The following is a 23587-nucleotide window of genomic DNA, read 5'->3' as shown; positions in this document are numbered from 1 at the left end:
AAATCTCAATTATGGTAATCTAGCATAACCGAAAATAACCTCACCTTGTTTTGTTTTACCTAATAACTTTAATTTATAATCCTTCTCAGTTATTCCTATTTTTTTCCCATCAAAAACCACTATCAAATCTTCCCCCATTATTCTTGAAAATATTACATTAGAGCCTCTTCCTCTATTTACTTCAAAAGAAGACCCTAGTTTTAAAGAGTTTAAATTGAGATCTGTAATTGCATTGAATCCTTTTTCAGAAATAATTTTCAGTACAATTTTTTCTGTTGAATCATCAATTTTTTCTTTATTTAAAATTGATACTCTTTTTTGAATTTTTAATGGAAGTACTATGTTTTTAGAACTATGATTATCATTAGCTAAATCGTTATTTTTTAAAGTATCAATAGCTGCAAAATTTATATGTGTTGCCCTTCCGTATTTATCTTTTCTAATTTTAGGGCGTTCTAATTTCCACCAATTTCCAAGAGAACCACCTACATGTTTTAAAATGTCTGGATTGTAAGCAATTCCTTCTTCAAAAGTCCAATTATGAATACCATCTTTTGAAGTTAAATGATATGCCTTTCTACCAAAAGCATCATTCATAATTAAATTGTATTGTACTTCATCTTTCCAAATAACAGGGTCTTCTTCATGCGTTTCTTTTTTTCTCTTAAATGCTGGAACTGCATCTAGTTCTACAAAATGTTCATTAGCATTTTCGCTCACAAACAAATACCCCTCTTTATTCATCATTAAAACACTACCATCTTTTCTAACTACATACGTTCTATTTGTAGGGTTTTGCTTTTTATCCAAGAAATTAAATATAGTTTCAATCTGTGTCCAAGGCCCATTTAAATTAGGTGCTTTATAAGCCTTATTACCCATAACACCGATTATATAACTTCCGTCATTTAATCTGTAAATCTCAGGATTATGACCTGCACCAATTACGTCAATTACTTTATAACGCCCTAGTGGATTGTTACTTACCGCATGTACAACTTCTGAAGCCCACCATAAATTATGACCGCTTTTTCCATTTGGTCTGGAAATATCCTCTCTCCATCGAGCTACAAATAAGTGTTCTTTTCCATCGTCACCATGTACAATATTACCTCCCCAATAAGAGTATTCAGCATCTTCAATTCCATTGTTAATATCTCTAGGTATCACATTTTTTGCGCCCCAAACATTTGAAACCACATTTTTACTTTCAATAGGTAAAAAACGATCGATAAAAGAGGCTCCATTCACTAAAGAATCATTTTTTCCTGTTTGTGCTTGGCACAAACAAGAAGTTGTAATTAGAATTACAAAAAGCGCCTTAAATTTCATACATCTTAAAAATCTAATACTGAATTTGGTGGTAATGGAACCTTATTCTCTTTTCTCCACTCAACCAATTCTGCTAACATATTTTTTGTGATTTCAGTTTCTACATCGGCAATATTATTACTTTCAGTAGCGTCTGTTTTTAAATTATAAAGTTCTATTTTACCTGTTGAAAGCCATTGAATTAGTTTGTGGTTTCCTTTTCTAATTACTGAACATGTACCGTGTTTCCATTGGCTATTAATTTGCCAAAACAATGGTCGCTCTTGAAACAATTTACTATCTTTTTCAAAAATTTCAGTTACCGAATTACCATCTAAAGTTCCTTTACAATCATTAATACCAGCAACATCCATTAATGTTGGAAAAATATCTAAACAAGTTACAGCTGCATCGCTTCGTCTTGGAGTAATTTTATTTGGCCAGTTAATTAACATTGGCACTTTTATTCCTCCTTCATAAATATAACCTTTTGAACCTCTTAATAAATAGTTGGAGCTTGTGTTACCATTCTGACCATTATCTGAAGTCACAATAATTATAGTATTTTCACGAAGTCCATTTTTATCTAAATAATCAACTACACGCCCAATATTTTCATCTACAGATTCTACCATTGAAGCATAACCTGCCATTTTTTCTTTAATTTTTTGATTTACTCCTATGCCTCCTTGACCTGTAACTGAATCAACAGGTTTTGACAAGTATTTTTGAAGTAATTCTTCGCTTCTAGCTCTAATTGGACGATGAACTGCATAAAAATTTAAATTTATTAAAAACGGATCTTCTTTATGCTCTCCAATAAACTCAATAGCATCATCTGTTAATCTATCAGTTAACCAATTATCAGTTGGTTTTTGCTCTATAAACGGATTGCTAAATGGCGCCCAATAACCTCCACCAACACTTTTATAACCATTTACTTCAAGTGCAGGATCTCCTCTATAAGTTCCTCCTACATTTTTTAAAAATCCTCTTCCTTCTGGATAATATTGCTGTACTTCTGGTGTTTTATGAACCTCAGCCCACTCATAAACTCCAGGATCTGGTTGCGTTAATTTTTGTTTGATTGGGAATTGCATTTTCAATTCTTCTTTTGGATTTGGACCTACAATATGCCATTTACCTAAATGAATAGATTTATACCCAACTTCTGCCATAGGTTCTGAGTAAATTGGATGTTCTTTACCAACTGTCCAACGCGAAAATATGTTTTCTTGGTCTGTACCTTTTTCTAAAACTGGCACTGTATAAACTCCAGTTCTAAAAGATTGTTGCCCTGTAAAAATTGCGGTTCTAGTTGGTGAACACGTTGGGTACATATATGCATTATTTAACACTAAACTTTTTTCAGCCAAAGCATCTAAATTTGGTGTTTCAAAATATTTTGACCCATTAAAACCAACATCGGCCCAACCCAAATCATCTACCAAAACAAAAACAATGTTTGGTTTTTTTACAGTTTCTTTTTTTGCTTCTTCTGAAGTTTTACAAGCTGTAAAAACAATTAGTACTAATACTAAACTTATAAAATTAAATCGATTCATTTTCATATGTATTATAATTGAGTTACTTCAACAAAAAACACCTCGTTTGGTTTTAATGTTGGCGTTGAACTTACTTTTATTCCTTTAATTAAATCTTTACAATTAATAGTTGAACTTCCGTTCAATGTTATTTTTAAACTAGCATTTGATTTTCCAACGTTAACAACTGAAAGCACCTGATTTCCTGATTTATTAGTAACAACTCTCCAAATACAACCTTTTGTTTCCAGCGAGTTAGATTCTTCAACATTTACCTTAGGCAATAAATCTTTATCTTTTAAAATTGAAAGAGCTTCTGCTTTTATTTTTGAAACACTATTTAATTTTATCAATTGTCCTTTACTTTCTTTTAAACCAGCTAATAATTTTCCGTATTCATTTTTCTTTAAACTTATTTCATCAATAATCACTGTTCCTCCAGTATCTAAATAATTTTGTAATGCTTTTAACTCACTACTCGTAACAAATGGAGTTTTATGAACTAAAACAACATTCCATTTATTATTATCTTGTTTTCTAATAATATCTTCGGTTACAAAACCTAATGGAGTACCTTCAAAATTTAAAGATTTATATAAATGAAAAATATCATCCATATGTTTTCCTTTATTTATTGCTGAAGTTTTTGAATAAAAAATTCTCAATGGTTTTCTTTGGCGTTGCATTGCCATAATTTCTTCAGCATATGAATTTAGGTCTATTAATGTTGTAGCAACTTCATTAGTAACTCTAGGTTGTTGGTTATTTGATCCTGCGTAACCTTTATCATTTTTTGCTTTTTTAGAAATAGAACCATCTTCATTTCTTGGCCAATACCATATTTGACTTGCAGTCATACCATAAGAATGAGCCAACCAAAAAGTAGCTCTTGCATACATTGGATCTAAATCTAATTTTCTCGATCTTACAGTTGATAAATAGTGTAATTCTGAATTAAAATTTATTTTGTTAGGACTCACCGATTTCATAAAATCGTACCCCATACACAACTCTCTCCATTCAAAAGCATAATGCTTTTGCCACTCATGTGGTTTTCCCCAAGTATATGTATGGTCGGCTCCAGAATCGTTACCAACAATTCCACTTAAAGCTGTTAATTTTTCTAAATCAATACCATGAACACGTTTATTCTCTGTCCAAAGATTTGGCATAATTTTTAAATGCACTTTAGCTTCAGCATCATGTTTTGTAATTTCAGATTTTAAAAAACTGTACCAGTCTGTTACTCTATCCATATTAAACGAAGCCCAATCAAACCAAATAGGAGTTCCCTTTTTACTAATATCAATTGGAATTTCAATTTGAACAGCTTCAAAACTTGAAAAACTAGTATTCCACACTTTATTCAATTCTGAAATACTTTTATGCTTGTTAGTTAGCCATACTTTAAACTTCTTAATTGTATAATTAGAAACGCCACCAGAAGCCCAAGGAAGTTTTTTTCTCTTGCTATCTTTAAAAGTATAAAAATGAGGCTCGTTACATAACATATATCCAAGTTGACTAAACTTTTTTCCTGCCATTTTAGGAACCACGGCACCTAATAATTTTTCTTGAATTTCTCTAGCTCCTGGATTATCTATATCATAAGCCGTATACGTATCTTCTCGCATACTAAAATTATCGCCATATGCAGCTTTTGCCCATTTAGGCGTATTTTTATGGTTTAAAAAAATGAATCCTAAAGAACCTGTAGTTTTAGCTTCTAATTCATTCATTCTTCTATTATTTATGGTTCCTTTTTCATCAACAACATATGAAGGTGTTAAGAAAAAACCATCTTGATTTCCATGATACTCCGTTAACTTTTTAGTTTTTGGTTTCCAAGTATAATCTGCCAAAAACACAGGACGATTATTAAATATTAGTTGATCATTATCTACAGTAACCTTAGTCCAATCTACTTTTGGACTTGGTTTTCTAAAAGCTTTTTTTGCTATAAGAAGATTTAAATCTTCTATTGCGCTATCTAGCATAAGATTCACATCCTTTCGTTCAAATTCTGCTAAATTATCTGCTAGTTTTGAAGCTTCTTTTTTAAATGATGGAACTAATTCAAAAGCCTTTACATTAGCTTCAACATTTTTTTCATCCCAAGCTGCAAATTCTAAAAATATTTCGGCAGTTCTAACTGTTGTTTTTTCTTTTAAAACATCAATTTTCTTTTTTTCAGCTTTCTTAATCAGTTTTTCAAGCTTTACAATTTTATCTTTTGCTTGCTTTTCTAATGATTGAGATTTTATAGTTGAAACCGATATTAATAAAAGAAAAAGTAAACATCTTTTAATAACTGTTACTATTGAAGTATTCATATTTTTTAAGGTCTTTGAAACAAACTCAAAATAACCTTAAATCATGAAAAAACATGTTTTTTGTAGTTCATTAAATGTATCTATTAGTACATTAAACTACATTGAAACCACTTAAAAGTAAAATTACCGTCAACCTGAACTTGTTTCAGGTTCTCATGTTAATTGACAACCACAATAATGAGATTCTGAAACAAGTTAAGAATGACAAGTTTTAGTGCCTTCAGACAATCTCATTTTAGGATATATTTTCCAGATTTTAATTATAAATTAAAACCCTGCTACCTTTTTTATTTTCTTAGGAAACTTCTTTAAAGGTCTTATAAAAATTTCTTTTGCATAACATTCAGCACCTTCCGATTGTATTTGAATTTGCCCTTTGTTTAATTTTTCTCCTTTATTTGTAATGGCATCTTTTAATGCTAATACCACATGACCGTTTACTACATGAATTGCTACATCATCAACAACATATAAATCAATTCGTGTCCATTTCCCATTTGGGCTTTCAGCATCTACAGATCTTTTTGCTGTTTTTGAAATTCTTTCACCTTTTGGATCCCAATGATTAGTTTTATCGGCTGAAACCTTTGATTTTGTTCCGGCTAAACAATATAAATCTCCCATATCGCCTTCTTGAATTTGTAATTCTAAACAACTTTTCCAAACATTCCAGAAAGCTCCATGTTCGCCATAGCAATGGTATAACAAACCACAATCTCTTTTAGCCTCTAAACGAGGAGCCCATTTTTTTTCACCCCATTTAAATAACATTGTTAAATGATAATTTGCATATTCTTTTTTTGAAGTTAAACCTGCATAAACTTCACCTGAAATATTTAAAATTGGTGTACCATCTTTATCTAAGGAAACCGAAAAAACATTCATTTCATTATTTAAACCAATAGCGTCAACTGGCTTTCCATCTTCAGGAATAACATAACTAGCAGGAAGATTTTTTACTGAAGGGTCAGGAACTCCAGTCCAAATTTCCCATTTAGATAAATTTTTATCTAACAAAGGTTGCCATTTTTTTGAAGCTATTTTTTTTGAAGGACCTTCAATATTTAAACTCTTTTGAGAATAAACTGATAAACTAGCCGTAACACATAGTATAATTACAAGCAATTGTTGGGTAAAATTCTTCATAACTTCTACTTATTTTTTAAGTTCGAATTTTCTACTAATTGATTTTTCGCTAGTTGGAAAATCACTCGGAATGGGCTGAGTTACTTTACCTGTTGCCACCCATTCAACACCTCGATTAAATGAAGTTATAAAACCAACCCCTTCAAAAGAATAATCATCGTGACCTAAAGTTGTATGAAAAATTCGCCCTTTACCATAATTCAGTACCATTAAAATTGGTTCGTGTCTATCCGATTTTACTGATGGATCTTTACCCGTTGCTAAAATTGTCATATTTTCTGCAGGACCACGTAATTTAGCATAACATTCATCTTTTGATGTTAACCAAACTTTGGGCATTCCTTTAGTTATTGGGTGTGACTCTCTAAGCGTTAATGGAAACTCAACTTTCCCACCATGTGAACCACATTTTCCTGGTGAATTATCTCTAACCCTTTTACCTTCCTCAGTATAATAAACATATGGCCCGTGTTCTTCATTTCTATCCCAGCCACCTAAACCAGTCATTTTATTATATTCTTTCCAAGAAGGAAAACAATTATCAGCTGCATGAACTGATACAAAACCTCCTCCATTTTCAATATATTTTTCAAATGCTATTTGTGTTTCTTTTGGCCAATCTGCTGCTCGCCATCCAAAATTTGAAACTACAACAGCATATTTTTCAAAATCTGGTTTAAAATTAGGGTCTGTTTTTGCCTTGTTTACAGTTTCTTTTTCTCCAACTCCAGCCAAGGGTAAAAATGCAGCTTCTCTTTTAGATTTCCATAAAAAATTTGAACGTGCAACATCTACAGAAAACATTCCTGTTTCTTCTAAATATTGTTTCATCATAATTGTTGATTTTGGCCAAACATCATGGTTATTTTGTCCATCAACTATTAAAACTTTTATTTTTTCTTTTTTTGAAGTTGTACTTTTAGAGTTGTTGCAACCAAAAAAAACTACTCCCATTACTATAATGATAGTAGTTTTTGTTATTCTATTTATTAATGACATAAAGAATTTGTTTTTTCAAATTGCAAGATAAAACACTTTAGCTTTACTTACTACTTCAAAATACAATTATTCTAAATTTAAAACTATTCTTCCCAATCATCCGATCTAAAAGAAGATGCTGGCAAACCAGCAGTATTATATAATGAACCATCAATCCAGGCGTCCCAACCGTAGCGTACAGCAATTGGATTGGGTACATTTTCACTCCAAACTTCTAATTTTCCTTTTGTTATTTTAACTTCTGCTTTATGAAATATTTTATCAACTCCTGCAACTTTGAAACCAGACATTTCTTTACCAAAATTTGTTACTCCATTTGGCGCATAATCGAACTCAATAGTGACTTTATTTTTATTAACCTTAAATGATTTATAAACTGGACCACTATATTGAATACCTTCAAAACCGAAATCTTTAGCCAATGCCCAAAGTGCCAATCGCTCACCAACTTTTTGTTTTTCGGCCGGATGAATACACTCTAACTCTCCAATATCCAAAGTTACAGCCATTCCGGTATTAGTCATTTTATTCATTGATTTAAGTTGTGATTCACGCAAAAGAGCTTGACTTTCACCTCCCCATTTTAATGGCGCTATTTGAACAAAATAAAATGGAAAATCACCTTGATTCCATTCTTCTCTCCAACTATTAACCATTGCTGGAAATAATTGAGCATATTGTTTAGCTCGTACTTTGTTAGATTCACCTTGATACCATATTGCTCCTTTAATTGAAAAAGGTATTAATGGCGCTATCATACCATTGTACAACCCATTTGGAAATTTTTGTGGCTGTGTTTCATTTTTGTACCAATTATCAAAATTTGGAAATTCTTTATCCGTAATTTTTTTTGGAGTCCAGGATTCTGCAGGAGTTCCTCCCCAACTACTTGCTATTAAACCAATTGGAACCTTTAATTTTTCTTGAAGCATTTTTCCGAAAAAATAAGCTGTAGCGCTAAATTCAGAAGCCGACTTTGGGTTGCAAATTTTCCACTCACCTTCTAAATTATTTTGAAGTGTTTTTGAAATTTTACGAGGAACTTCAAACAATCTAATTTGAGAATTCTCACTATTTAAAATTGCTAAATTACTACCGTTAATTGGCTGCCCCATAAACCCTTTCAGCGGCATTTCCATATTCGATTGCCCAGAACATAACCAAACTTCACCAACTAAAATATTTGAAAGTACAATTTCATTTCTTCCCTTTATAGTTAATTCAAAAGGTCCTCCAGCGTTGGATTCATCTAAAAAAACTTTCCAATATCCATCAATAACTTCAGCAGAATAAGATTTACTTTTAAAAATAACTTCAACTGATTTTTCTTTAACTGCCTTACCGAAAACTGCAATTGGTTGATTACGTTGCAACACCATATTACTTTTAAAAAGTCCGTTTGGAGTAACTTGAGCAATGGCTAATTCAACAATAAACATTGCCAATAAAAGATGATAAATTCTCATAATGATGAATAAATTTTTATTTAGTATTTAACCAACTTAACACTTCGTTAGTAATTTTAGCAGGTGCAATCTTATGCCCACTAGGGTGTGAGAAAAATTTAACTTCACACTTATTCTTTATCAAAGTTTTAGAGTCAATATCCTTCCACTTATTTGCTCCTTTATCTTTTTCTCCATTAACAATTGCTATAGACATTCCAGATTGATATTTTTTACCCTGATAATCTTTACCTCCAAGCCATCCTCCATAGGCAATTACACCTGCATAAGTTTCAGGTCTTCTGGTTGTTAGACTGTAAGCTCTCATAGCTCCTCCAGAAAATCCAGCTAAATAAATTCTGTTTGAATCATGTGGAATATTTTTTAGAATATCATCCATTACTTCATCTTCCATTTTTTGTTCCAATGCTACATCCTTCATTCCATTTTTAAGCTTATCACAACCAACTAATATCAAACCAAATTTCTCAGCACTTTCTTTCATTTGATTTAAAATTCCAGCTCCGTTTCCAGCTGGACTAAATGCAATAATTATAGGTGATAATTTATTTTTCTTATATGATGTAGGTGTATAAACATTGTAAATCATATTTGTTTTACCTAATGTCTTAATTCTTATTGTAGCACCTGCCTTTAATGAATTTAAACCTTTAAATGGCTTCACATCTAACTTCCTTTCTATATCAAAAAAAGAATTTGCAAAGGCAACACCTAATCGTTTTTGACCTTCTGAATTGTAATGCACATTATCTGTATGTTTTGGAAAGTCGCTCCAAGAAGTATCTGTTGAAGTTTTTATTATTGCAGAATAATAATCTTGATACACCGCATTTAGCATACCTTTTCTTACCATTTTAGCGCCACCTTCAACTCCATATCTCGAGTTTATTTGACCTACCACAAATGGCATTTCAGGAGATTTAAACTCACTTCTATATGCCTTAATTAAAGCCTTTAAATTATTTTTATAGCCTTTAGCCGAAGCTTCTAAAATAGCGTCATTTTCACCTTGCATCCAAGCTAAACCTATTATTTCAAAGCTTTTTCCTTTCGCTTCTAATTCTTTTAAGTTTTTACTAATATCTGCAATATGCATTTCATAAAGCTTTAAGTTTTGCTTAAACTCACCTTTCTCAATTGCTTTTGCTTTTTCTGCGTCCCATTTTGGATTCCAAGCGCCATATAAAGCAGTTCCTCCTTGTGATCTTTTTATTAGCAAATATTCTTTTGTTGGATTTTTTTCAGCTAACGTTAAGCCTAAAGATAATTCAGGACCAAAACGCTTTGTGAAATTGTATTTTTCTGAAGGCTTATTGTTGAAATAAGATAATTGTTTAGCTTTTGAGCCATTAAAACTTAAAGAAACCCTGTTAGAAATTTTCTCAATTCTTTTATGAAATTCCTCATCTAATTCATCATAATTTCCAGCTCCAGCCATGTTAGATTGCCCTGCCAACAAAACTACTTGTACTTTATTAGAAGCGTTAGTTGATTCTTGGCCCTCTACTTTGCAACTAACTAAAATTAGTACACTAAAAAGAATAGTAATTTTTAAAAACTTCATTATTTCAGATTTTTAAAACCTTTGTTTCTTTTAATCTTCAAATTTTTAGAAGATTTTTTATCCGCTTTTATTGAATATTCTGTTGGACCTTCATATGTATTCTTTGAAATTTCAACATTATTACAATTAATTAAATCGAATATTGGTGCATCTGGATATAATGCAGCACCTTGACTTTTATCTTGAATGATTTTATTTCCAGTTATTTTCAAACCATCAACTCTATCTGCTATAATAATTCTACTATCAAAAGTTCTAATTGTATTGTTTTCAAAACGGATATTTTTATCATATAATTCCGTAACATCAAATGTTTTTGCCAAACGAGGTGTTACATACATAATTGCATGTTCTGCTCCACTGTATGCTACATAATTAAAATTATTATTTCTAATTAAAACATCTTCTACTGCGCCAGATTCATACCAAAAAAATGTTTCACCACGGAATAAAATTGAAGACATCATTGAAGAAAGTTCATTATTCTCGATTACAATTTTCTTTGGTGTTTTTATAATAATATTTCTAGCCCTATGATTTCTAATGGTATTTCCACGCATTGTAAAAACAGGATTCCATGTTTTGTTTTCTATTATATCTCCTTCTGCTAATTGAGAAGGTATTTTATTTTTGAACGTTAAATCTGTGAATTTATCATTTACATATTTCACTTTAGAAACCTCATTAACACTTGCTCTTTTTGGACTTGGATTGTGAATTAACCAAACCTCATCTTTTTCTCCTGCAAACTCAAAGCCCATTTGTTCAAAATGACCTAAACCTACTCTTACTGTATACTTATCTATTATTTTATTCACCTTCACATAGGTTCCATGTACATTTGTACCGTCATCTAACATATTTTCAAAACGACAATCTTCAATTAAAATATCGCCTTTACAATTTGCAAAATGAGTTGCATCTGCAATTGATGATACCACTCTGTTTGTACCTTCTTTTAGGTAAACTCCGCTATTTAAAATATTAATATCAGAAGTTCTTTCAAACAAAAATCCCATTCCTAGAGCGTGGTGCACGACTACATTCTTAAAATTTGCATTGCTAGAATTTGTTACTTGAAATGCTGGTGCGTATCTATTTTGCTCGTGTGGACCTTTAGAGTGTAAAATTGTTCCAACAGTAGGGTAATGTTTTAGTGGCTCGTGAAATCTTAAAATTCCGTTTGGTCTTTTTTCAACCCAACGCGGTCTACTACCCATATCCCAAGCTCCGTGTGCCACCGCCTTTGTTTCTTTATCAAATGCCAATGTGCTTCCCATTTCTGAAAAGTGAAAGTGATTTATATTTGGAAACGTGATGCGTCCCTTCTTTAAAGACCACGAAAAGCCTTCGGTAAAAGGTTTAATATCTCTCCATCCTTCTTCTTTATTAACAGCCATTACTTCTCCTTGAAAAGAAAAAGGAATATCCCAATCTATTGACAGATTTTTTACTTCAATATTATTACAATTATCAAACTGAAAAGGTGCAACTTGCCCGCTAAAAACAAATTCAGAACCGTTACCATCAATTGCCACTGAATTAAACCCTTCAAACCTAAATATTATTTTTTTTAATCCGTTACCATGGTTGGTAATAAAACAGTATCTATCCATGGCATAATCTAAAAGAAATGTATACGTTCCTTTTTCAAAAACCAGTTGAATATCTTTTTCCTTTGCATTTTCAATAGCTTCTCTAACTATTGAAGTCATATCGCCTTTTGCATGCTTTATTTTTATTACTTCTGTAGCATATGCTTGAAAAGAAATGCTTAAAAATAGTATTGAAATTAATGCAATAAGTTTATTTTTCATTTTAAAAATATTTTAATTTATCTGTTCTTTTTTCTTATTAATTAAAACAATTATGAGATTCTTCACTACCGTTCAGAATGACACTCAGAATTTATCTTACTGAGCCAATACGAAGAATAACAGCGTTTTAATTTTACAAGTTCACTCCTGTTCCTTGCATTGAAGAATCGTGGCTCCACATTATTTGCCAAGGATCTCTTGTGTTTTGCTGAAAAGTTTTCATTTTACTTTTCATTGTTTCTAAAACCTCTTCAAAACTTTTTTCTTCAGCTAAATTATTTAACTCATTTGGATCTTTATCTAAATCGTACAATTCAAATTCTGGTCTAAACATATAGTCTTTTACCTTTTTTGGACCGTAATATTCTATATTATTTCTATAAATACTTTGCCAAGTTGAAGACGCCCATAAATCTGATGCAAATGGATAATCTAAACGCCAAGCAATATTCCAAATTAGTTTATAATTGTTACTTCTAACTACACGCATTGGATAGTACATTGTAATTTCGTGAAACGTATGTGAAGCATAAATTTCATTCCAACCTTTTGGATTTTCTTCGGAAACAATACTTTTAAAAGACTTTCCGTGAAAATCTTTTTCATTGTAACTAACCTTTGCCATATCTAAAATAGTAGGCGTTAAATCTACCCAAGAAATCATAGCATTGTTTGTGCTTACCTTTTTTGAATTTGTTGGGTCTTTAATAATACAAGGCAACTTAATACCTGGCTCACTAACTGTGGTTTTTGCTCCTGGAAATGCCATACCATTATCAGAAATATACATAACAATTGTATTGTCTGCTTTTCCAGTTTCTTGAAGCATTTTCATTAGTTTTCCAAAACCTTGGTCAATTCTTGAAATACTTTGATAATACTGCGCAATTTCTTCTCTACTTTCTTTAGTATCTGGAATAAAACTTGGTACTAAAACATCTTTTGGATCGTACACTACAGTTTCAACACCATCATAACCTTCAACTTTGTTTCCAAAACTATTTGGAGCATTCCAAGGGTCTGGCTCAAATGGATGACCTCTATGCGGATCATCTGTACAGAAATATAAAAAGAAAGGCTTGTCTGAATTTAAAACATCTCCACATTTATCAGCCATTTCAACTGTATTTCTTGGGTCTGCTTCTAACACCGTATTAAAATGATACACAGTTTCTGGAGCTACGTGATATTTACCAATTCTAGCAGTTTCGTAACCATCTTGCTCTAATAAAACCGGCAAAGATTTTACGTTATCAAATGTACTAAAGTGATGATAATCATGAACGTGACCGTAAGAACCTGTTGCATGACCAAATTTACCTGAAAGAATTACCGATCTACTTGCAGCACAACTTGCACTTGTACAATATGCATTTTTAAAAATTGTTCCTTCAGCTGCTAATTGATCTAGATTTGGAGTTTTAATAACTTCATTTCCATAACAACCTAAAGCATCTGTACCGTGATCATCTGCCACAAAAAGAATAATATTTGGTTGGTTTTGCTTTTTAACTACTTGCTCTGGTGCTTTTTTTTCAGCACAACTAGTAAATACTAGTACCGTAACTACTAATAAAGCTTGTATTGTTTTTAACATTTTTATTTATTTTTTTATCAATTCTTATTTCATTCAAAAATAATCAAACACTTTTCTATAGTCTAATAATTAATTCAAATAAATATTTAACAAGGTATAAACTCTCCTAATTATTTACTTTCTCAATTTTAGCTTTAGTAAACTATTTTTTACCTTTTATTTTAATTCATTTTTTAATTCAACATCTATAAATCTAAATCCACCTAAAGGAATATTTATTGTTGTTGAAGCTTTTGTTTGTTGAAATTCTTCGCCACTTAATACATCTTTTATTTTAACTGGCGTTATTGTGTTGAATTTTACGATAGCCTCGCTTTTTTCAGGGTTTACATATCCATTATCTATTAATGTTAAGCGTAAATTATTTGGTGATGTTTGAGCAACTACCCAAGCAACATCTCCACTTACAGTAATTGGTAATTTTTTGGCTGATTGTTTAATGTCATTTTCAATTACTTTGTAATATTCATCGGCTTTATAAGTTTCTTTTCCATCAGCTGAATAATAATTACGTCCATCAGTTATGTATTCCTTCATAATGTTTTTATATAAAGGATGTAAATTGTTCGATAACTTTCCTCTAACCGCATCTTTTTGAGCAAAAACACCTTCTTGTGGTGGCGTTATTAAAACCAATCCATTTTGGTAAGGTGCTAAAAAGTTTAATCTTCTTTCTTTAACTCCAGCAGCATATCTCGAAAAATCCCACTCTGTTACAGCAGCTCCAGGCCAAGTTCCGTTTAATCTGCTCATAACAAAAGGGTTGTTATTTTCAAACTCTTCATTATAAAAAGCGGTCCATTTTACATTGGCACCATCATTTAAAAAATGATGATCTGGATGTTGCATACTTAAATGAACTGGAGAAATACTTAAAATTTCGTTTCGTTTAGGCACATATAAAGCTCCTTTTGCAATTAACTCCCAATAAATACTCATGTATTCCTGATCTACTGCAAAATTATTAATGAATTGTGCTCCGTTTGAAGTATGGAAAATAAGCATTCTTAAAAAGTGATTTGGTAACCTTTGGTATCCTAATTGACGCGCTCTATCATAAGATACATTATCAGGCACTGCTCTAGTTCCCCAACTATTTACTGCTCCGCTCGTCCACATTCCCATTCTACCAGCTAAACTAAGTTCCATAGATTTATCGGTAGTTTCTTCCATTGAAGGCACAAAAACATCGGCAAATTCACCAGACATTAACCTTGACCAAGATTCTAAATAGTTTGAACCTAACCAAAATACATTTTTAGAACGTAAAAATACATTGGCATTTTTTCCTTGTGCGTATTTAGCTAATGGGTACAATAAATCATTCACTAGAAAATCTAAATTTTCTTTTACATGGTCTTCAACTTCAGGATATATTAACACCGTTTTTTTACCCTTTGCATTGTCAATTACTTTTTTAGTAGTGTTAATACTAAACATAAACGGGTCGTTTCCGTGACCTGCCCAATAAGCAACTCCAGGATAATCTGTGTATTGACTTGTTATTTGACCTACAGCTTCTTGACTTGATAACGTATATTTTTTTCTTCTATCTCTTGTTTTTCTGTATTTTGCATTTGCTAAAGAAGATCTATCAAAAGATTCTACATTTCTCATATGAAGTGAATTCAAAAATATAGGGTTCTTATACTTTTTATCAATTTCATTTTTTAACGCCAACTCACTATCAGGAACCTTTTCAGTCATTAAATAAACAGGCTGTGATTTACCTTGAACACTTGCTTTTTTATACTTTTTTAATTGATCTCTAACCGCATTTGTATTGTTAATTATTTGGGCAATTTTCCCTTTTGGCTCTAGATTTTTAAACTCTTTTTTCCAGTTTTTATGCTCGGTATTTATAATATGAATACAACTACCACCACTTTGAGCACTTGCTAAAATTACGTTGCCAGTAATTTCATCCTTAACCATATCGTTATAAGCATACTTACTCATTAATCGCTCAGCTTGTTTTGCTGTTGCATTTGGAGTATATAACCTAATTTGACTTCCTACTCTTGTTAAATAAGTTGTTTTATTGTTTTGTTTTATTATCACATTATGAGTAATATCATATCCAAATTTCACTTTTGAAATTGGTCTAAAACTGAATTTATCATTCGCTAAATCGTAGGTAGTAACTAATAAATCATTAACGTGAGCAGAAGCACCTAAAATAACTTCCTCATTTCCGTCATTATTAATATCTGCAGTTTTAAAATCACCTAAAGGTCTAATTCTTATTTTTCTCTTCAGTTCTTTTGGAGCTTTTATGCTAACTTTTTTAAATGGTACATCTTCTAGTGCGTTAAAGAAATATAATGTTCCAGGAACATTCATATGGTTATTCATTCCTAACAAAACTAGCACTTCGCTTCCATCGGCTTTTTTTACCGATCGAATAAAGTTTGCTGTACAAACATTACTTTCTGGCATTTCCTTTTTGTACTTACTCCAAGGTTTTTCAATAGAAAATGTTTTAGATTTTATTTCTTTTACCAATTCTCCTTTTGAAGATAAATAATAGATACTTTTATCAAACCCACCAGCTACTACAAAACTCTCTTTCCCTTTATTTATAGCATAAACAGCATACATTGGAGCATCGTTCTTTTTAAAACTCCACAAGGTTTTTCCTTTTGAATTTAAACAATAAATTGTACCGTTAGCATTGGCTACTAAAATTTCGTCTTTTCCGTCTCCTGTAATATCTCTACACCAAACATCGTGGTTCATAAAACCAGATAATTTGTTTTTCCATAATACTTTTCCTTTGTATGAAACTCCTATTACTGTACCTTCAAAACTTGATCCTATTAAATATGACTTACCATTATTTTGTGCCGTTCTAACTTTTGAAATTGTTAAACCGGTTTCAATACTAACAATTCCAGGGTTTCCTATTAATTCACTTTTAAAATTAAAAGTATTTGCATTTGACATTGAAGCTAAAAGCATAAATATTACTACGTAAATATTTTTTCTCATAAATTATTTATTAAAGTGTGTTTTCTAATTCTATATCTATAAATCTGAACATTCCACAAGGAATGTTAATGTTTACTTGGTTTGTATTATTTATTTCAAAATTCTTGCCGTTTAAAATATCAACTATTTTTTTAGGCTTAACGGTATTAAAAGTTACGTTTGCTACCCTATTATTTGGATTTAAATAGCCATTATCAATAATGGTTAATCGTAAATGTTTTGGTGAAGTTTGGGCAACAACCCAAGCAACATCACCTTCAACAGTAATAGGTAATAATTTTGCGTTTTCTTTTATACTATTTTCAACTGTTTTATAATAGGTATCTGCAGAAAATTTATTCTTTCCATCTTTTGAAAAATAATCTTTCCCATCTGTTAAATATTCCTTCATTATATTTTTATACATAGGATGCAAATGATCTGTTAACTTACCACGAGGAGTATCAACATCGGCAAAATCACCATTTTGCGGAGGAGTAATTAACACCATTCCATTTTTATATGGTGCTAAAAAGTTCAATCTTCTATCTTTTACACCTGCAGCGTAGTTGGAAAAATCCCATTTGGTTACAGCAGCTCCTGGCCAAGATCCATTTAAACGACTAAAAACAAAAGGATTATTTTCTTCAAATTCTTGATTGTAAAAGGTAGTCCATTTTGTATTGCTACTTTCTTCCATAAAATGTTTATTCGGTGAAAGCATACTTAAATGCACTGGCGAAAAACTAAGAATTTCTTCACGCTTTGGAACATATAAAGCTCCTTTTGCAATCAACTCCCACAAAATACTCATATACTCCTGATCTACTGGGAAGTTATGTAAATACTGCGCACCATATGAAATTTGATACACCATTGTGCGTAGAAAATGGTTTGGTAATTCTTGGTGAGAATGTTGTCTTAACCTATCTAAACTTGGATTGTCTCTTGCGCAACGCGAACCCCAACTGTCTGTTGCTCCACTTGTCCATATTCCTAATCTAGAAGCTAAACTTAACTCCATAGATTTATCAGTAGTTTCTTCCATTGAAGGAACAAAAACACTTGAAAATTCACCTGAAAGCAAACGAGACCACATTGGTAAATACACATTTGCTTGCCAAAATGAATGTTTTGTACGCACATAAATTTGTCCGTTTTTTTTCTTTGCATGTGCTGCTAATGGATAAAAATAATCTTCCATTACATAAGCGAAATTCTCTGAATGATCTTCTAACTCTGGAAAAATTTGAACCGTTTTTTTTCCGTTAGCACCATCTAATATTTTTTTATTTGTACTTAATGAAAACATATAAGGATCGTTTCCGTGTCCACCCCAATAAGAGATTCCTTGTGCATTTTTATACTTTGGAAGTATCTTCGCTAAGATTTCATCTTGGCTTAAAATATATTTCATTCTTCCATCTCGTCTCTTATTATATCTCTCATTTAATATACCTGATCTATCCCATTTTTCTTTATCTGAACCTGCTCCATTTAAAAACACAGGGCTCGAATAATTTGTTTTTATGTCTTTAACCAAACTTTTTACTGTACTTGGTATGTTTTCAGACATTAAATAAACTGGTAAAGGTTTTCGCTCATTATTTGAAGCTTTAAACTTCTTTAAGTTAGTTCGAAGTGATTTTGAGTTCTTTAAAATCTCAGCAATTTTTCCTTTAGGTTCTAGATTACTATAAGCTGTTTTCCAATTTTTATTTTCGGTATTAATTATATGAATACAGCTTCCGCCGCTTTGAGCACTTGCCAACACTATATTTCCAGTTTTTTCATCCTTCCACATATCATTAAACGAGTACTTAGCTGCTAAAACTTCTGTATTATTCAAGTTGAAATCTAAAGGTACCAATAAAATTCTTGCACCAAATAACACAAAATATTTTCGCTCTCCATTGTCTGAAATTACTTCTGGTTGCGCTATACGATATCCAAACTTATCAATTCCATTTTTTATAGCATTAATATCAAATTGGTGTTGTTTTTCATTATCCAAATCCACTTTAAGTAAACTTGCAGTATGAACCATTCCTGTGCTTCCCGCAATTAATTCTTCATTTCCATCGTTATTAGAATCAATTACACGTAATTCACCTAAAGGTCTTTTACCTTCTAATTTTAGAATTTTATATGGTTTATTCTCCAAAGGATTAAATAAATACACCGAGCCTCTGGCCTGCAAAGCCATAGTATGAATAACACCGTGTACTGCTATAATTTCATTACCATTGGCCTTTTTTACTTTTCTAATAAAATTTGGTATATGGCAAGTACTATCTGGTATTGCCTTTGGGTATGGTTGCCAAGGACTTTGAACAGAATAATTATACGATGAAATTTCTTTTATTTGTTTTCCTTTTGAGTTTAAATAGTAGATACTTTTATCATATCCGCCACAAACTACATAATTCTCATTTCCTTTTTTAATAGTACAAACCGAATACATTGGAGCATCATTTTGTTTAAATTTCCAAAGTAATTCTCCCTTATTATTTAAACAATAAATAATTCCGTTGGCGTTTGCTGCTATTATTTCATCATTTCCATCACCTGTAATATCTTCGCACCACAAATCGTGGTTCATAAATCCAGATAATTCATTTTCCCAAAGTTTTTCTCCAGTATAAGAAACCGCAAGTACAGTACCTTCAAAACTAGATGCTATTATATATGATTTACCATTATTTTTAGCAGTTCTAACTTTTGATATTGTATAATCTGTTTTAATGCTCTTTAATGCTATATTGCTTTGGGAATTTACACCTCCAGTTATAACAAACACAACTAAAAACAATAAGTAATTTCTCATTTTATTAAAGTAAATTATTCAAAAACTAAATAACAATTACTTTTACTAGGCTATGTATTTGTGAATTTATTTAGTGTACGTATAGGTAAAATTAATTTTAACTAATTAAAAACGTAGTGTTTATTAAGACAAAAAACTCCTCATAGAATGAAGAGTTTTTTAAAAAAAGTATTTAAAATAATTTTATTGCTTTACAAATCTTTTTGTTGAAACTACATTTGTATCCTGAAATATTTTAGCAATATAACTACCCTTAGAAAGCTTACTTATATCAATATTTCCATTATATTCAGAATTTAACACTTGCTGTCCTAAAATATTATAAACTTCAACTTTAGCAATTTTAACATTCTTTTTTGAAGAAATACTTATTGTGTTTTGAGATGGATTTGGATATAATGAAATACTTACATCATCTTTAAAATCAATTTTTTCAACTCCTAATACAGATGCTGGTTTTTGCGTAATATCATCTATTAAAAACTCATTATCTTGTGTGTTTGTTCCATCACCATCAAATACTACATCAACAGAAGTAAAATAACCTGTAGTTTCTGTAGTATAAAATTCAATTAAATTCCATTCACCAACAGTAACTCCACTATAAGGCACATCTAGTGTTTGATTATTTCCACTAATTCTAATAATTAGTCTAACTGTACCATCAGTTTTACCTGGCGACAAAGACATAAATTTTAATGTAAAATACTGCCCTTCATCTTCTAATTTAGAATTTCCCCAACCAGAAACTCTAGTTCCATGCCATTTTAAAGCTGCAGGTAATTCAGTTATCTTTAAACATTGTGTGTTGGCATTTATTCCTGTAACATCTGGATTTGCAAAATCTTGAACCCATTCAACTGTTACTGGCGTAACTGTATTATTAGCTGCTAGAGTGTAAGTACTAGAATCTTGGAAATCTATTAAATATCCTTCCTCAATAGTTATAGCTACTGGAGTAATACTTAACCAACCAGATCCTGCAGGTTTAAAACTTGCTTGAATTTCATATTGCCCTCCGTCTGCAGTTAACAATTGATTTAAAGGAATAGGAATATTTGCTGTTCTTGTTCCTGAAACTTCTCCAACAGTATCATTAAATCCTTGGTTATATACATTTACAGCGTTTACAACATCGTAAATTTTAATTCCAAGTTTAGTTTCTACTGTACTTGCTCCAGCATCGAAACTCACGGTAATTGAAGCTGTTGCATTTTGGCTAACTGAACTTGGTGCAGAATCAAGCGTTATAGTTTGACCAATAGCAAAGGTAGTTGCAAAAATAGCAACAAAAAATAGTAATGTTTTTTTCATAATGGTATTGTTTTAAGGTTTTTACACAACAAAATAATTATTTAATTGTTCATGTTTTGTATTCATTAATAAATGAAATGTATCTTACAATAAAACATTCAACAACAAAAGCCGCTCAAGGCAGCTTTTGTTAAATCAAAAAAAAACTTAAACTTAATTTATATGTATTCTTTTACTATAAAATTTCCCTTCAGATTCTACTTTAACTATATATAAACCTGTTGCTAAATCTAGAATATTCATATTATACTCTTTTGAAGCATTTTCAACTAATTTTAATTTAGTTCCTAATAAATTATATACTTCAATTTTACTTCCTTCTGGACAATTAATATTTAAAATATTATTTGCAGGATTAGGGTAGATATTTACACCTTTTAATTGTTGATAATCTTCAATACCAGCTACAGGAGGTGTTAATGTTGAAACAATATCATCAACAAAAATCATATTTCCAGTAACAAAATCATTCTGAGCCATTGGCAAACTAATTCTAGTGTGTAATTGGGTAAAACTTTCACCAGCACCTAAAGTATAAGTCCATGTTAATTCTTTCCAATCTGTAGCTTCAGCAGCTAAAACTTCTTTTATTGCACCACCATAACTTGTATTGCCCTCTCCTATAAACGCTACAAACACTTTATAATCAGAAGCTACATTAGTTTTTACTTGGATTGTTGTTGTTACTACTGTTCCTTCAGTATGTGTTTCTCCATAAACCTTTGGTTCAGCATTAATTGCCCACCAACCAGCAGTTCCACCATCAGTAGTTAATTCTATTTTCAATGAATTTGAACCAGTTCTTGTTTCAGTAGTAGAAAGTCCTACAGTACCATAAGGTTTAACTTGAGGAGACCAACTTGTTAGAAATGGAGCATCTTCAAAGCCTGGGTTTACAGTAAACTCAGAGTATGAATTTGAAATAGTAAAAAATTCTAAAGAGTCAATAAGAACTTTAGTATCTGAGGTCAAAGCTCCTGATGTGTCTCTAATTACAACAGAAATATCTGAGCTAGTTCCACTCCATTGTGTTGAACTTAACGGGAATGAATATGTTTTAAACTCAGTATCATTTGCCGTAATTGTAAAATCTTGCTGAACCCATCCTGAACCAGGATTACAACGAATTCTTAATATTGTTCCAGCAGTTTGATTTTTTAATATAATTGTAAATGCATTATAAGCATCAGCATTAATACCTGAACCTCCATTAGCAGCATTAGTTGGAGCATACATAATGGTATTTTGAGTTAACGTAGTTCCTGGAGCTGGCGTATCTGTATCTTCTTTAGGAGCAAGAACAACAAGCCCTGTATTTGCTCCAGAACCTGGATCTGAAGTTATTGAAGTTGCAAATAAATTTGGAGCATTACCTCCTGCAGTCCACCCTTCTTCATCAGAATCAAAGGTGTAAGTTACTTGGGCAAACAATTGTCCACCACAAAAAAAAGCAACAGCAATTAGTAAATTTTTAAGTAATGTTGTTTTCATATAGTTAAGTTTTATTATTTATAATTATCAAATAAACACTATATAAAACTGTTTCCATTCTTGAATTTTAACCATAAACAACACTATTTTACCCCTCAACTAATTCACAATTAACTTATTGATTGAAATTAAGTTTTCAGAAATTACTTTTACAAAATAAACACCTGTAGCATATGAACTCATATTAATTTTTAATTCTAACAGAGAATTTTGATTAGAATTAGAAACTAACAACTCACCAAATGAGTTATACAATTCAACTTTACTTTCTAGAGGAGCTACTATATATACAGTTTCTTTAACAGGATTTGGGTAAATTTTAATAAATTCTTCCTCAAAAAACTGTTTACCAAAACTACCTTCACATTGTTTTAATGTTTTCACCTTTACATTATCTCCTGGCAAAATATCAACTTCAAAATTATTAGATATTGTTTCCAATACATTAGTACCATTTACTGCTACTATAAATGGACCAACACCTTCAATAACTTCAATAGATGCTTTATTTTCATTTAATGAAGTTTTTCCCACTAGCTGAACACTCTCTTCAATAACTACACTAAAACATTGTTTAAATGTTGTGTTGTTAACTGTTATACATAAATCATATATTCCTGGTGAAATATCACTAACTGTTAAATTGTTAGAAAATGGATAATTTACACCATTGAAATTTGCAGTATAATTTTGACTGGAATTAGAAATAATTTTTAATTCTCCATTATTTTGATTTGGGCAAGTTTCACTTACAACCTCAATTTTAAAATTATCAAAATCTTCAAATGGAGCTTTTTTTATTGTAATATCATCTATATAAAAGTTTCCTTCGCCTACTCCAAACACATCATGTTTATACATACTAATTTTAAAACTACCATTTACAACCTTATTTTCAATTTTAATAAATTGTTTTAGTGTTACCCAATTACCTCTCTCAACGTCATTAAAGTTCCAAATTATTGGTGAATTTCCTTCAATCTTAGTTTCAATACCATTTATAAAAGCACCTTGTTCAATCCAAACTTTTAAAGAAACTTCATATGTAGCAGACTCTAAGTTAATTGAAGCCTCTGTAACCGACTCACCACAACTAATTGAATAATTGGTATTGTAAAACTCTTGAGCATAACTGTTTTTTGTTGTTGTTAAAAACAACACTCCAAAAATTAAACTAAGTATTATCTCTTTATTTTTCATTATCACTT

The 23587-nt window shown here is 31.0% G+C and carries 14 protein-coding genes; all 14 read right to left on the bottom strand.

Features of this window, described 5'->3' with window-relative positions:
- Positions 1–9: 9 nt before the first annotated feature.
- Entirely contained in the window at positions 10–1332 is a 1323-nt protein-coding gene (locus BLU40_RS02090; RefSeq protein WP_217633375.1) for a glycoside hydrolase family protein, read from the bottom strand.
- A 5-nt stretch (positions 1333–1337) separates the two neighbouring features.
- Positions 1338–2876: a sulfatase gene (locus tag BLU40_RS02085; protein WP_217633374.1), complete on the bottom strand. Its 1539-nt coding sequence runs from the start codon at positions 2874–2876 to the stop codon at positions 1338–1340.
- An 11-nt stretch (positions 2877–2887) separates the two neighbouring features.
- Complete coding sequence (locus tag BLU40_RS02080; RefSeq protein WP_090119232.1) at positions 2888–5188, bottom strand: beta-galactosidase; 2301 nt, start codon at positions 5186–5188, stop codon at positions 2888–2890.
- 267 nt (positions 5189–5455) lie between these two features.
- The gene (locus BLU40_RS02075) at positions 5456–6334 is read right to left on the bottom strand and encodes a 3-keto-disaccharide hydrolase (protein WP_090119230.1); all 879 of its coding nucleotides are present in this window, start codon (positions 6332–6334) and stop codon (positions 5456–5458) included.
- 9 nt (positions 6335–6343) lie between these two features.
- Positions 6344–7333: a ThuA domain-containing protein gene (locus BLU40_RS02070; RefSeq protein WP_217633373.1), complete on the bottom strand. Its 990-nt coding sequence runs from the start codon at positions 7331–7333 to the stop codon at positions 6344–6346.
- Between the two features lie 83 nt (positions 7334–7416).
- Positions 7417–8799, bottom strand: a complete 1383-nt coding sequence (locus tag BLU40_RS02065; protein ID WP_090119228.1) for a sialate O-acetylesterase — start codon at positions 8797–8799, stop codon at positions 7417–7419.
- Between the two features lie 16 nt (positions 8800–8815).
- Positions 8816–10363: a sialate O-acetylesterase gene (locus BLU40_RS02060; protein WP_090119226.1), complete on the bottom strand. Its 1548-nt coding sequence runs from the start codon at positions 10361–10363 to the stop codon at positions 8816–8818.
- Positions 10363–12180, bottom strand: a complete 1818-nt coding sequence (locus tag BLU40_RS02055; RefSeq protein ID WP_090119224.1) for a right-handed parallel beta-helix repeat-containing protein — start codon at positions 12178–12180, stop codon at positions 10363–10365. The genes BLU40_RS02060 and BLU40_RS02055 overlap by 1 nt, the downstream gene beginning before the upstream one ends.
- A 133-nt stretch (positions 12181–12313) precedes the next feature.
- Positions 12314–13777 (bottom strand): sulfatase family protein, encoded by a 1464-nt coding sequence (locus BLU40_RS02050; protein ID WP_090119223.1) that lies wholly within the window; start codon positions 13775–13777, stop codon positions 12314–12316.
- A 156-nt stretch (positions 13778–13933) separates the two neighbouring features.
- On the bottom strand, positions 13934–16768 hold the full coding sequence (locus BLU40_RS02045; protein WP_090119221.1) for a PQQ-binding-like beta-propeller repeat protein: 2835 nt from the start codon (positions 16766–16768) through the stop codon (positions 13934–13936).
- Positions 16769–16778: 10 nt separating this feature from the next.
- Positions 16779–19574, bottom strand: coding sequence for a PQQ-binding-like beta-propeller repeat protein (locus tag BLU40_RS02040; RefSeq protein WP_090119220.1), 2796 nt, complete (start codon positions 19572–19574; stop codon positions 16779–16781).
- 183 nt (positions 19575–19757) lie between these two features.
- Positions 19758–20888: a T9SS type A sorting domain-containing protein gene (locus BLU40_RS02035; protein ID WP_090119218.1), complete on the bottom strand. Its 1131-nt coding sequence runs from the start codon at positions 20886–20888 to the stop codon at positions 19758–19760.
- Positions 20889–21041: 153 nt separating this feature from the next.
- Positions 21042–22379 (bottom strand): T9SS type A sorting domain-containing protein, encoded by a 1338-nt coding sequence (locus tag BLU40_RS02030; RefSeq protein WP_090119216.1) that lies wholly within the window; start codon positions 22377–22379, stop codon positions 21042–21044.
- A gap of 99 nt (positions 22380–22478) precedes the next feature.
- Positions 22479–23579, bottom strand: coding sequence for a T9SS type A sorting domain-containing protein (locus tag BLU40_RS02025; protein ID WP_090119214.1), 1101 nt, complete (start codon positions 23577–23579; stop codon positions 22479–22481).
- Between the last annotated feature and the right edge of the window lie 8 nt (positions 23580–23587).

Source organism: Lutibacter oricola (assembly GCF_900106565.1).
Classification (GTDB): domain Bacteria; phylum Bacteroidota; class Bacteroidia; order Flavobacteriales; family Flavobacteriaceae; genus Lutibacter; species Lutibacter oricola.
This window is presented reverse-complemented; position numbering and strand designations above follow the sequence as displayed.